Raw genomic sequence first — 13,304 nt, forward strand, 5'->3', positions numbered from 1 at the left:
TTACCCCACTGAACCTTCAAGACTAATTTCTAGCAATTTGCCCGCTTCCACAGCGAATTCCATTGGCAATTCTTTAAACACTTCTTTGCAGAAGCCATTCACAATCATCGACACCGCTTTCTCCGGATCAAGACCACGCTGACGACACAGGAACAACTGGTCATCACTGACCTTCGAAGTTGTTGCTTCGTGCTCAACAATGGCTGACGGGTTGCGGCTTTCAATATACGGGAAGGTGTGTGCGCCACACTTATCTCCAATCAGTAGCGAATCACACTCGGTGAAGTTCCGCGCCCCATCGGCATTTGGTCCCATCCGCACCAGACCACGGTAGGCATTGCTGCTATGGCCTGCTGAGATCCCTTTGGAAATAATGGTCGAACGGGTGTTCTTACCCATGTGGATCATTTTGGTCCCGGTGTCCGCCTGCTGGCGACCACGGGTCAGAGCGACTGAGTAAAACTCACCGACACTGTTGTCCCCTTTTAAAATACAGCTTGGATACTTCCAGGTAATCGCCGAACCAGTTTCAACCTGGGTCCAGGAAATCTTCGCATTGGTTTCCGCTAAGCCACGCTTGGTCACAAAGTTGTAGATACCACCTTTGCCATTTTCGTCGCCCGGATACCAGTTCTGCACTGTCGAGTATTTAATTTCTGAGTCGTCCATCGCCACCAGCTCAACCACAGCGGCGTGGAGCTGGTTTTCATCGCGTTGCGGCGCGGTACAGCCTTCCAGATAGCTTACGTAGCTACCCTCTTCAGCGACAATCAGGGTACGCTCAAACTGACCCGTGTTAAGCTCATTAATACGGAAATAAGTGGACAGCTCCATCGGGCAGCGAGTGCCTTTTGGAATGTAAACAAAGGAACCATCGGTAAACACAGCGCTATTCAGCGCAGCAAAATAATTATCACGTTGCGGAACCACAGTACCCAGGTATTTTTTAACCAGGTCCGGGTATTTTTGAATTGCTTCTGAGATCGGGCAGAAGATTACGCCCGCTTCTTCCAGCTTAGCGCGGAACGTGGTCACAACCGAGACTGAATCAAAAACTGCGTCCACCGCAACACCAGCCAGCATTTCCTGCTCATGCAGTGGAATGCCAAGTTTTTCATAGGTGCGCAGCAATTCAGGATCAACTTCATCCAGCGACTTAGGCTTGTCTTTCATGCTCTTCGGTGCTGAATAATAGGAGATCGACTGGAAGTCAATTTTCGGGTAATCGACATGGGCCCAGTCCGGTTCATCCATTTTCAGCCAGCTACGGTAAGCCTTCAGACGCCATTCCAGCATCCATTCAGGCTCATTTTTCATGGCTGAAATACGACGAATAACCGACTCGTCCAGACCCACCGCAAAGGTGTCTGACTCAACTTCGGACACGAAACCGGCATCGTACTTACGTGCTATCGCCTGCTCGATTTGTTCACTCATGACAAACTCACTCGGTTTATTCTAAACATGCCCTGATTATATAGTACCCGAGTATTTCACTCAAGTATTGAGACCGCGGCCCGTCTGGGTTCTTTAGTAGTAGGCGTGTTTATACGAGGGAGTGTAGAAGATAACATCAGGGTAACAACTACCGGGGCCAGGGCTGTCAGAACAACAGCGCCTGGTCCCGGGTCGATAGGATAAAGGACTACCTGCTTACACCAGCTTAAAGGCAACGGCCAACTGAGCCAGAATGACCAGCCCACCGATAAACATCGCCAGATACAAGCCAAGGTTCCCCCCGGCAACCTGATAGCTTGCCTCGTCGTAGTCTAAACGAGCTTTACGCACCATCAGCACCGGCAGAATAATCGCAATCACCACCAGCGCTATCGCTGCGTAGCCAAGCGCAATGATAAAGCCCTGCGGGTAGAACAGTGCGAACACCAAAGGCGGCAGAAAGGTAATTAAACCAGTTTGCATCCGTCCGCGTTTATTGTTCGGACGTTGGAATTTCTCCGCGAGGAAATCAAACAGGCCCAGGCTGACCCCTAGAAATGAGGTTGCCAGAGCCAGATCGGCAAACAGAGTAATAGCCGCAACCACCCATTCGGACTGCACCACAGCAGCAATCGAATTAACAAAGTCAGGCAGGTCATTATTTTGCATCAGTCCCGTCTGGCCAACCGCGCCAAAGCTTAATCCTTGCCAAATGATATAAATCACCAGCGGCAGGCTCGAGCCAATCAGCACAATCTTACGCAGCGCCGCCATGTCTTTATTGGTATAACGAACCAGCGAGGGAATGCAGCTATGGAAACCAAACGAGGTAAAAATAACCGGCAATGCGGCAACCAGAAGGCCTTGTTCAACTGGCAAATTCAACAGGTAACCGCCACTGACCTGAGGAGTCAGCATCACCATAGTTACCACCAGCACAATCAACTTAAGCACAAACAAAATACGATTAATAAAATCGACCTTGCTGGTTCCAAGTGATACCACCAGACCAATAATTAAGGTAAATACCAGTGCGCCACTAAAGCCGGGCATGCCTGGCAGATGGCCAATGATGCGCTCCTGCATCAAGGCGCCTCCACCGGCAATATAGGCCGCACACAGCGCATAGAGCAAAAACAGCATCGCCACGGTCGCAGTCGCCCGCCCTTTCCAGCCAAGAAACTGCTCCGCCAGGCCATGCAGTGTTGCGGTAATCGGCACATGCTGGTGCAACTCAAGCATCAACAATCCGGTATAGGCCATCAACACCCAGATCCCGACCATAATCGCGACCGAGGTACCAAAGCCTAATCCAGCTGACGTTAACGGAAGGGCCAACATACCGGCACCAATAGTGGTACCGGCAAGAATAAAAATACTGCCAATAGTTTTACTGCGGGAAGTCAAAACGCTGTCGTCCTTATTCTAATTTTTCTGACAAAGAGGCTAGCTGACTTTGACGTAAAGGGGAAGAGTAAAAAGCGCTGACAAATGCCTGTTACTATACCTGGTCCTTCACTACGACCCCATCCAGCACGCGCTCGACTTCGCTTTGAATTGCTTCTACCAGCTCATCGGGATGAAATTTGGCGATAAAACGGTCGGCTCCGACCTTCTTCACCATGGCTTCATTAAACACACCCGACAATGACGAATGCAGTACCACGGCCAGGTCTTTTAACTGAGGATGGGCCTTGATTTCAGCGGTCAGGGTGTAGCCGTCCATTTTCGGCATTTCAATGTCAGAAAGTACCACAGGTACCTTTCGCACCAGGTCATCGTTGTTTTCCAGCTGCTGCTCAAGCCATTCCAATGCCTGCTTGCCATCGTTGGCCAGGTGGCATTTCAAGCCAACTTCTTTCAGCGCCCGCTCGACCTGTTTGCGAGCCACCATCGAATCATCCACCGCCAGCACCACAATACTGTCTTTATCAATTTCAGAATGGCGGGCCCGTGCTTCATCGCTGACATGGGCTTCTTCACCTGAAACCTCAGAAAAGACTTTCTCGACATCGATAATCTGAACCAGCTGGTCGTCGACTTTAACCACCGCCGTTAAGTAATGGCCTCGCCCTGCACCACTTGGTGGGCTCATCACCTCTTCCCAGTTAAGGTTCACTATCCGCTCGACACCGCCCACCAGGAACCCCTGCACATGGCGGTTATACTCACTCACAATAATGAATGACGGCGCGTCATCAGGAATCCCGGCGCCACCCATGGCATAATCCAAATCGATCACAGGTACGCTTTCGCCACGTAAATGCGCCACCCCTTTTATTTGCTTACCAGCTCCCGGCATTTCTGCCAGCTCCATGGTCGGGATGACCTCGCGCACTTTAAACACGTTGATACCAAATCGTTGCTGACCCCGTAAGCGAAACATCAACATTTCCAGTCGGTTTCTGCCAGCCAGATTGGTTCTGGCATCAACCGATTTCATAAATTCACTCATGGGCCTTCCTCACTACTTTTTGTGATTTCTTGTACGTGTCGCACCTATGCAATAACTAACTATCACAGGCAGATAACCTTGACTAGTATTAAACTTCGTTAATTTTATCGAACGGTTCATCCCTGCCAGTTGCGCAGGAACTCAATTTGACGTTGTTCCTGTGCATCCGGTTGATAGGGACTGGTATCTATATCGGCAGGATTAACTGTACCAAGAGGCCAGCTAGTACGATTACTTTGCCCAAAGCCCTGTTCATCCCCCGGGTGGGACGACATTCGCTCGAGCACAAGGTCAGTTAAATAGAGCTCCGCTGCATGCTCAGGCAAGACACTATGGTGAGCCCTGATTAGGAATCGCTGCTGCCCTGTGGCCAGTCTCTCCCGTGCTGTTAACACAGCCAGAGGCTGGCTTTCGTCTTCGGACAACACCGCTCGTAACCGGTAAATGCCGGCCTGTTCTACTTCAGCCGTGACCTCTGCGACCACATCATCGCCCTCTACGCTCGCTTGACCCACCGCGGTTACCCTGGCGGCCGGATAATGAAAGGTTAAATCAGTGCTGAGTTGCTCTCGACCACCGCCAAAACTCACTTCCGCACGTAACCGCAGGTTACGCGGCCAGTCCGCCTCAAGCGCAATTGCAAATGACGGCTCGTCGCTGCTCACGCTGTACAACAGCGTACCGCTATCGGCATCTACAAGCTCCAGCCGCACCACATCAATCGCCATACTCGCTACCAGCTCGCCCTCAATAGCTTGCGGGTAGATATGGTGATAACGCTGCAACTGCAGCGACAGCGTTTCATCACCGTCAAGAACTGGAATCTCTACCGGATAGCTTCGGTTCCAGTTACGGTGCGCCGCGCCAATATACTCATAGGGCTGCGAATACGAAGGGTACTGCAAAATAGCCTGCTGCTGCGAGGCCATTGCCTGCATCGCTTCCGCGGCTGGGGTTTCTGCAATATCGTCGTAACCGTCATCGTAGGCTGGTTCGTCATCCGTTGACGCGGTATTTATCGACCCAGGCGTCGCTGTGGGTTGCGCCTGAGCAGATAAAACCTGAGCAAGCTCTGGCTCGGTCGCAAGCGGTTCGTCAGCATCTACGGCGATATCTAAGCGGGCTGACCAGGTGGTCAACCCGATAATCAAAAGGGCAGCGAACGCCGCCCCTATCAACCAGTACTTTTTCACTGTTCGAGTTACCTGCTAGGTTACTTTGGACTTAACGCAACAAGCCTTGCGCCACTTCCGACATGGTTTGTTGCTGCGACCCCTGAATGTATTCAAAGCGACGCCCAAACCAGCCCGACTCGCGTTCATAGGCCACCGACACAGTTTCGCCGTTGGCCAGATTCAGTAAACGCTGCACCGAGCCTAAGGGACCCTCGTGCTGCGCCGCGATTGTACCGCTATGGCTGTAACCGGAGCCCATCGCAATCGGATAATGGTATGGCATAAATTGCTCAACACCATTCGACATGCTGGTCAGGCGACCACTGAAGTTCATGGTTGGTGAACAACTATTAAAGTTACTGACATCCGCCGCACCGCAGGTTGAATGAGCAGACACCACACCGTCATCATGGCCCGGTAGAAATGGCGCTGTAACACTCCAGAAGTCGCTGGCATCGCCGACAAAGCGCAGCCGCGGTACCCGTTCGTCAGGTAAACGGGCAAGTTGACGCGCGTTCGCAACACGCAAATCACTTAGCACTCCAAGGTTACCCTGAGTAGGAGTAATTCCAAGCCAGAGCGAAATGGCATAACGCATGGCTGCATTGGTTAAACCACCGCCTTCGGCGACATTAATAGCAATATCAGCCAGTTCAGAGCCACCACCCGCTCCTGCAAAATCAATCGTGGCAACAAAGTTCAGCGGTTCAAGTCCTGCATTTTCGAGCCAGTTACGCTGATTCTCAAGGATATGGCGTGCAATAAGATCGCCTGTTGAGTGGGTCACCAGTAAGCAACCATCACGGCAGAGACCGCTGGTAGAAAGTTCCTGCAGCTTAGGCCAGACATACTGCATAGAAATCTGCTGGGTAATCCGCTGATGCGACGGCCAGTCAATCCGCGCCGCTGCCCGTGGGCCCCAATACTCCTCCCAGTACGCAGCGCCGTCCAACTTAACCTGATCTGCATTTGGCTGCGCCTGCAACTGATGCGGCTGGAAGCCATGAATTAATACCACCGGATAGTCTGAATCGGCCGCTGCCGGCATTGCCGTTATTAACAGCATTCCCATTGCTATAAAGATGAACATTGTTCGAACCATACCCGCCTCACTTAATGATTGAGTCAATTAACCGCTTAGGTGGACCTGCGTCGTACTGCAGTAGCAAGTTACGCCTATAAAAGCACGTTGACAAAATTTTAACAAGCGAGAGAAAAACAGAGCAAAGTCAGCCTAGGAAGGTTTCAATTCAGTCACGTTCAAATACACAGTAAATGAACTTCTGTTCTGCGCCAGCTGGGGTAAGATGTGTTTCGTGTTGCTGCTGCAACAGGGTGAAGCCCTCGGCGAAAACCTGTGCCAGCTTGTCGGCGTCATAACGCTCCACCGGCAGGCCACTGCATTTACTGGGGCCATCATCAGCGAAGGTTGCAATAATCAACCAGCCACCCGGCTTAAGGGCACTTTTAAGCTGCTCTACGTAGCGCACACGGTCGGAGGCATTGGTAAGAAAATGAAAGACTGCACGGTCATGCCAGATATCAAACGGCGCCCCTTTCAGTCTGCTCAAATCAGCATCCAGTACATCCGCCTCAACCCACTCTATCGCCTGTGCGGGATCACCGGATTTCGACAAACGAGCTTGTGCTGTTCTCAGCGCAGCAGCGGATAAGTCCAGCACCGTGATCTGGTTATCCGCATCCTCAATTAAATCATCCACCAGCCGCGAGGCGCCGCCACCAATATCAATAATCCGTCGTGGCCCCTCGCAAACACACGCATGGATCAACGCCAGTGAACGCTCAGCCTGCGGCTGAAACCAACTAACCTCGTCCGCCGCTTTGGTAGAATAAACGCCTTCCCAGTGATCTTTGTTCGTCATCAGATCCTACACCTCTATGAAATCGCCCAGGCCAGCAGCATCAATGTGTGTCGCACGGGCGACATAGCCATCATTACCAATGAGTAGCGTTTTAGCTTGGGAAAGACATTGTTGCAGACCACCCCGTCCGGGCCATACAGGGAAAACTGACAGAACGGCAGCATCCAAACCCTCAGGGTGTAACGGACATCAGCAAGCTCAAATCGGTAGTTGCCGTAAGGCAACCACAAATATTTTCTGTATATCTGAATGCCACCACTGCTAACCGTAATTTTCGAAGTCAGCTTGTTGTAGCTGACTTCGATAGCTGTACCGTTAACCTCTAGCGTCCGCTGGCTAACTAGTTTCATAAGTCCCTTTCATTACTTTCCATGTCATCAAGCACCCCGCTCAGCAAACAGTCAGCTCGCCCCGTTGTCAATCCGCCAAGGCAAAAACTAAACTTAAAAATTACCGCTTTCTGATATTGGCACCTAATCTAAACATGCACATTGATAAAATCAAGGAGCTAGTTATGACAATAAAACCGGGACCAAAACCCAAAGCAGACTCTACCGGAAAGACCGATAAGCGGAGACGAGTAACTGAGGAGAATAAACCTAAACATCCATCGTTGAAAAAGCACGAACATAAATAAACATAAAGCAACGAAGCCTGACAGTTAAGTCAGGCTTCGTTGTTAAACTGCCAGCGAAACCCTGTGCGCTTCCACATAAGCGCTACAAACGGAAAATGCAGGGACATGCACAGGGCGAAGAACCACTCGATGTTGTTTTCCATCATGTCGGCCCAGCTGAAGCCGATGCCTTTAATCACCAGATTACCCATCGCCAGCACCCAACAGAACATAATCAGCGCCAGTTGCAGCTGCATGTAACGCTGAATAGCAGGCTCTAGCGTGTTGCGTACTTTATGCAGGGATGAAATGCTCATAATTTGCGCCAGCACCGTGAGGCCAAAATAGAAAATCACCCCATACCGACGCAAAAATCGATTAAAATCGCCCTCAGTGCCCAAGAAGTCGACATAGAGGATCAGGAAAAGCGCGCCAATACTGCCCAGAATAAAAATCAGCCAGTGTGACTTGCCCGTCATCCGCTGCAGCCACACGGATTGCAGGCACCAAAACAATACCAATACCGCCGCCAGAGGCATCATCAGCGCACGAAAGAAAAAAATAGCATTGCCTTCACGGGCGGCACGGCTGATCGTAGTGCACCCCTGAATATACGGGTTACACTGGTAGGCTACCCCTTCCCACCAACCAATACCGTAGGCGCCGTGTACCGCAATCACCGGCACCCAGAATACCAGCCACGGAATATACTGAGGACGCATAATGCCTCCTTTGGGTTTCCTAATTCAGCGACCTACTTACTCAAACGACTCAACAATTAGTCCGGTAGCACCGCAGGATTCTGTTGATTCAGAACCATATTCAGCATAGAAACTCAGCGGGAAACCAAAGTTGGGATCATAAGCAATAGGAGCATCACTTTGAGCCGCTGCAACCAGGGTGTCCGGCAGTTGTGCCATAGCATAGGTTAGCTCGTAAAATACCATCCCCAGAGTGGCATCGAACAAGTCTCGATCTTCATCGCCGTCCCACTCAGTCGCTGATTCATCAACCATACCATCAACAACCCGAATAGTGGCCAGTGACGACGTCTGCGGCTCTGCACAGCTGCCGCGAATAAAACGCACCCGGTAAGTGTAGTCCTGCAGATCTGCCTCAATCCAGGTTTGCGCACCCTGGTTGAATTCATGAACATAGTTAGTCAGCGGGTAGCTCAATTCATCAAGGCCTACCAGGCGCCGGGTCGATGCCTTATAGGTACAGCCACTATTCTCTCGACTATTCTCTTTGTGAAACCATTCAGTGACCACGCCACGATCATCAAAAGTAGGCAGTTCGTCGATGTTATTGCGGTTGCGGCCCAGCAACACAGGTCCTTCATCAAGAATATCCATCAGCGCTTCATGCAGGCGCTCATAGCCATCGTAGCGATAGTTGTCACCAATCAACCGGGCTTCATTATACCAAGGTGAGATCGCGTAGGGTTCGTCTGTGTCCAGTACCACGTTAACCATGGGAGGCGGAGCATCCGCGACAATCCCTCCATCACACTCGCCAACCATAAAGGTGCGGGTAAACGCATAGTTCTGCAATCCTGAAGCTTGCCAGTCAAGCTGGGCCTGTTCGACAAGGTCTTTTGTATCAGCAATATTAGGTGATACAGCCGGGTCGTCAGACGAGTTGCAACCTAGCAGAGGAAATGTGCACGCCATAGCGAGCATTGATACGATTACGCGGGGTTTCATATGACTGTCCTTAGTTCATGGCATGCACATTTAACTTTAAGCTAAAATCGCTATTCCTCAAGGACTATCTGGAAGCCGCCGAAAATAACCCGCTTGCCGTCAAATGGCATCGGGTTATTCTCCTTGCTCAGGCGCGGATCATTCATTGATTTTTCCATGCCCGCTTTGCGCGCTTCTTTCGATGGCCAGATAATCCAGGAAAATACCACCGTTTCCCCTTTCTCGCATTTCACCGCCATCGGAAACGAAGTCACCGTGCCATCCGGCACATCGTCACCCCAGCATTCCACCACCCGGGTCGCGCCATGCTCCTTGAAGATCTTCGCCGCATCACGGGCATGCTGAATAAACTTCTCTTTGTTTTCATTGGGCACTGCGGCCACAAAACCGTCTACGTAATCCATTGTCTTCTCCTCAATTGGTCAATTTGGCGCAACCAATACGGCGCGCTCTGACAGCATAATCGTTCGCGCCGTGCGGAAATCGACAGCCAGGATTACCTAGTGAGATTTTTACAATGGTCGGTTAACGGGTCTCTTGCAAAGGGTTCCTAAACTCAAAATCTACTGTGACGTAGACTGGTGTGCTGTTAGGGTTGCTCGCTGCCGGGCGATAGCTGGCGGCCTGCATCGCGTTTAACGCAAACTTATCCCACATTCTTGCCGGGGTCGACTCGACGATTTCGCGCTCAAACACGCGGCCATTCGAATCGATTAAATACCGGACCGTGACAACGCCAGGCTCAGTCGGCTCATCCACGTTACCTGTCCTAAAACTAAGTTGATTATTCTCCAGCACCCAGTATTCATCTAGCTCAGGCCCCGAAATCTCCACCGGCTCCTGGGTTAAATGTTTTTCAGGAGTTGCTGTACAACCAACCGCGAATATCAGCGTGGCTAAGATAAGAATATAAAGTTTCATTTTGAGCTCCTTTTGATTTCCATTTCATAGCGCTCTACGACTGTTCAGGCTCATATGCCCGCCACACCAGACTCTCGCTATCCCTTGTATCGACGCACTGCATCAAGCTATCTTCCTGCTCCATGAGCGAACCTTCAGAGTACTCTTCGTTTGCGTAGTAACAGTACTTAGTATTGTCCATTAGGTTAGCGTCCAGCTCGGCGGTGGTATTGGCCGTTTGCGCATTGACGGCAGTTGATGCGAGCGCAGCGGTAAGGCCTAGTAGTAGTCCTTTCATCGTTATCTCCTTGGTTTACTAATCCTTTAACGCCTGAACTGATTTCTGGGTAGTGCTAAGATTTTCAGCCAGTTCGTCCAGTAGTTTTTGAAAATCCGCTGACTTCTCCCCGAGCTCGGTCTCTTTGACCAACTCAGCGAGCTTCTCATCTTCCTGCAGACATTTATCCAGAATAGCGTTCTTCGAATCAGCTGAAAAAAACTGGGTAAGCTCTCCGCCGATTTTTTGCAGGAGTTCTTTATCAGGATCCGGTTTAGCTGGCAGCTCGCCTAGCTCCTTAACCATGTTTCGACATGGCTCGATATAGGTGGCTCGTTCGCTGGCGATGTTGTCGAGTTTGTCAGCAAGACTCTTGTCCTCGACCACATCCGCCATCTCACGATAGTAATCCGTTGTCTCGATGACTAACTTTAGAATTTCCACCCCATCGGCTTCATTCTCTGTGCGCATTATCGACATATTAATCCTTCTTTATATTTGGCAGAGGCATATCACCAACGATCACTTCTATCGCTTTCGGTATCACTTCGAACTCAGCTGGCGTATCCGTTTTAAATTCACCATCAGCATGAAGCTGTCTCGGTTTAGATGTTTCAATACTAATCTTTTTAGCGGTTTTACATATCACCCGCTCTGCAGTTCGCAAGTTACCGTTGCGCAAGTTCGCGCCCAGCAAGAGCAACTGCCACCACCGTTGTGGTTTCAAGCAAAATAAATTCAGTTGTCCATCCAGTAATGTGGAGTCGTCATCCACAATATTTCCGCCACCATAGTAGCGGCCATTACCGACTGCCAGATGGATGGCTCTCAACGAGCAGTCCCAATCATCGGCTTTTATATCAACTCTGAAGCTCTTGTTGCGTTTGAACACGCTGATAAACGCGCCCAGATACGCAAACACGCCAAAGTATTTTTTTGTTTCTGACGTCAGCTCATGAGTTACATCGACCCCTAAGCCGACATGAGCAACATTCACAAAGTACTTACCATTCACTTTCGCCAGGTTTATCTTTTCTCGTTTATCATCAACAATAACCTGCGCGGCTTCAATAATATCCTGCGGAACCCCCAGTGAACGAGCCAGGTCATTCGCCGTTCCCATCGGGAAAATGGCTAACGTTTGCTTGCTCTCATACACGGACTCCAGCGCCGAACTAATGGTTCCATCGCCTCCGGCAACAATAACCACCCCATCTTGCTGATGGTAATCGGCAATCCTTGAAACCATCTGAGATGCGCTTTCAGACACACAAACGTCGACTTCAATACCCGAGCGTCTAAGCACGTCGATGGCTTCATTTAACGCCTCAGACTGGCCATTCCGGCTCTGCGGATTGACAATTAACAAGGCATGCTGCAATGCTCTACTCCCTTCCTATTAAGCGCCCTTTTAAAGGTAAACGGTTTATTCAAAGGGTGCAAAGCGCTGCCACAATATTTACCTTACAGATTAGGGTGCCCAGGCAGATGCAGTGTCTGGCTAACCAGCCTGAGAGTAGCTTTGCCCATCCTGGACAGGTAAATCAACCCAGTCAGAAAGTTGATGTTTCCGAGCGGACCACCTGTAATACGCGGCCATGAATACACCGAAAAAAACACCTCCGACTAATGCGGTCACAATAGCAGCAGATACAGGGAAACCTTGATGACGCCACTGCAGAAACCACATTAAGAGGCCCCAAACAACAGCAAACCATACCCCCAATGGAAGCGCATTCTGCATAAAGCGCTTGTAATGCGGTGGCTTAGCCTTGATGCCTAGCTTCCAGAGAATAATCAATGCCGGAGGCATGCTGTTCGACTTCCAAATGCCTGACGCTTTGAGCTCCTGCATCGCAGCTTGCTTTCTTATTTCAAACGACATACAAACTCCTGTTGCTATACCGCAAATTTGCCAGCAAAACCGATAACTACCAATAGCATACCTACATAAAAAACCTCAACGGCCGCTACTGATACGCCTTGCTATCTGCTGCTAAGCAAGTCATTTACCACCTCTGATGCCTTTTTTAGCTCTGCACCAGTCATTTTGCGATATAGCCTGATGGCTTTAAGCCGATGGCCCGCTTTTACAGCCTGGTGTACCTCAGCGGGCACCAGACTGGTATCATCAAACTCAATACCTGTGCGCTTGAGGAGTGCATCCACTTTCACTTCCAAAAAGTGAATTCTCTTGCGATAAACACCAAGTTGCATACTTACGAGGAAATACAGTGCAACCAGCACTGGAACTAAAAACCATGGGAATTCTGCCAACCCAACTACTCCTTAACACCCAGAATCAGCCGCCGCGTTTAGCGGTCGGCTGAATTCGCTTTTAAGCATTGTATCAGCTCAATTTACTTGTAATACCATGTAACTGATGCCGACATACCGCAGCAATTTACCCGCAGTAACCAATATAAGAAACCACTGTAAGCGAACCCGTAAAACACCTGCCATAACGGTTAATGGGTCACCAATTATTGGAACCCAAGCAAAGCATAAGGACAACATGCCGTATTTAATAAAGCGCTGTTCTGCTCGCAGGAAATCACTTTCCGACATCCTTAACCACTTTTTTACCACCACCAAGCTAGCCCAGTAACCTAAGGCATAGTTTGTCAGTGAACCCAACACATTTCCTGTTGTTGCGATTATTACCAGCGTGGTGGGTGATAATCCACTCAGCAATAAAGCACTCAAAACAATTTCTGAGCTTAAAGGTAAAATAGTTGCGGCTAAAAATGAAGCGAGGAAAAGACCAATATGTCCTAGCTCTGAAAAATATTCCATTATACTTAACGCCCCGGTGCATCAGCGAGCGTAGCGAGTCCGGGGCCGTTAGGCGCGAA

General features: G+C 50.1%; 17 protein-coding genes. All 17 read right to left on the bottom strand.

Annotation, left to right across the window (positions count from 1 at the left end):
* Entirely contained in the window at positions 1–1,437 is a 1,437-nt protein-coding gene (gene sufB, locus CWE12_RS03045; RefSeq protein ID WP_126788186.1) for a Fe-S cluster assembly protein SufB, read from the bottom strand.
* Positions 1,438–1,653: 216 nt separating this feature from the next.
* A complete protein-coding gene (locus tag CWE12_RS03050) occupies positions 1,654–2,844 on the bottom strand; it encodes an aromatic amino acid transport family protein (protein WP_126788187.1) in 1,191 nt (396 codons plus the stop codon).
* Positions 2,845–2,938: 94 nt separating this feature from the next.
* Complete coding sequence (locus tag CWE12_RS03055) at positions 2,939–3,892, bottom strand: chemotaxis protein (RefSeq protein WP_126788188.1); 954 nt, start codon at positions 3,890–3,892, stop codon at positions 2,939–2,941.
* Between the two features lie 116 nt (positions 3,893–4,008).
* Positions 4,009–5,085, bottom strand: a complete 1,077-nt coding sequence (locus tag CWE12_RS03060; RefSeq protein ID WP_126788189.1) for a hypothetical protein — start codon at positions 5,083–5,085, stop codon at positions 4,009–4,011.
* Positions 5,086–5,116: 31 nt separating this feature from the next.
* Positions 5,117–6,157 (bottom strand): hypothetical protein, encoded by a 1,041-nt coding sequence (locus CWE12_RS03065; RefSeq protein ID WP_126788190.1) that lies wholly within the window; start codon positions 6,155–6,157, stop codon positions 5,117–5,119.
* Between the two features lie 160 nt (positions 6,158–6,317).
* Positions 6,318–6,950, bottom strand: a complete 633-nt coding sequence (locus CWE12_RS03070) for a class I SAM-dependent methyltransferase (protein WP_126788191.1) — start codon at positions 6,948–6,950, stop codon at positions 6,318–6,320.
* Between the two features lie 14 nt (positions 6,951–6,964).
* Positions 6,965–7,300 carry a hypothetical protein gene (locus tag CWE12_RS03075; RefSeq protein WP_126788192.1) on the bottom strand — a complete coding sequence of 112 codons (336 nt, stop codon included), beginning with the start codon at positions 7,298–7,300 and terminating at the stop codon, positions 6,965–6,967.
* 316 nt (positions 7,301–7,616) lie between these two features.
* Positions 7,617–8,288, bottom strand: coding sequence for a hypothetical protein (locus CWE12_RS03080; RefSeq protein ID WP_198675673.1), 672 nt, complete (start codon positions 8,286–8,288; stop codon positions 7,617–7,619).
* Positions 8,289–8,324: 36 nt separating this feature from the next.
* Positions 8,325–9,272 carry a DUF6174 domain-containing protein gene (locus CWE12_RS03085; RefSeq protein WP_126788193.1) on the bottom strand — a complete coding sequence of 316 codons (948 nt, stop codon included), beginning with the start codon at positions 9,270–9,272 and terminating at the stop codon, positions 8,325–8,327.
* 50 nt (positions 9,273–9,322) lie between these two features.
* Entirely contained in the window at positions 9,323–9,676 is a 354-nt protein-coding gene (locus CWE12_RS03090; protein ID WP_126788194.1) for a DUF1428 domain-containing protein, read from the bottom strand.
* A 121-nt stretch (positions 9,677–9,797) separates the two neighbouring features.
* A complete protein-coding gene (locus CWE12_RS03095; protein ID WP_126788195.1) occupies positions 9,798–10,193 on the bottom strand; it encodes an energy transducer TonB in 396 nt (131 codons plus the stop codon).
* A gap of 34 nt (positions 10,194–10,227) precedes the next feature.
* Entirely contained in the window at positions 10,228–10,470 is a 243-nt protein-coding gene (locus CWE12_RS03100) for a DUF1496 domain-containing protein (protein WP_126788196.1), read from the bottom strand.
* 18 nt (positions 10,471–10,488) lie between these two features.
* Positions 10,489–10,929 carry a DUF2383 domain-containing protein gene (locus CWE12_RS03105; protein WP_126788197.1) on the bottom strand — a complete coding sequence of 147 codons (441 nt, stop codon included), beginning with the start codon at positions 10,927–10,929 and terminating at the stop codon, positions 10,489–10,491.
* A 1-nt stretch (position 10,930) separates the two neighbouring features.
* A complete protein-coding gene (locus tag CWE12_RS03110; RefSeq protein ID WP_126788198.1) occupies positions 10,931–11,830 on the bottom strand; it encodes a lipid kinase in 900 nt (299 codons plus the stop codon).
* A gap of 120 nt (positions 11,831–11,950) precedes the next feature.
* Positions 11,951–12,334 (bottom strand): DUF6404 family protein, encoded by a 384-nt coding sequence (locus CWE12_RS03115; RefSeq protein ID WP_126788199.1) that lies wholly within the window; start codon positions 12,332–12,334, stop codon positions 11,951–11,953.
* Between the two features lie 101 nt (positions 12,335–12,435).
* On the bottom strand, positions 12,436–12,726 hold the full coding sequence (locus tag CWE12_RS03120) for a hypothetical protein (RefSeq protein WP_126788200.1): 291 nt from the start codon (positions 12,724–12,726) through the stop codon (positions 12,436–12,438).
* Positions 12,727–12,804: 78 nt separating this feature from the next.
* Positions 12,805–13,245 carry a YqaA family protein gene (locus CWE12_RS03125; protein ID WP_126788201.1) on the bottom strand — a complete coding sequence of 147 codons (441 nt, stop codon included), beginning with the start codon at positions 13,243–13,245 and terminating at the stop codon, positions 12,805–12,807.
* Positions 13,246–13,304 lie beyond the last annotated feature (59 nt).

Source organism: Aliidiomarina sedimenti (genome assembly GCF_003986955.1).
Classification (GTDB): Bacteria; Pseudomonadota; Gammaproteobacteria; order Enterobacterales; family Alteromonadaceae; genus Aliidiomarina; species Aliidiomarina sedimenti.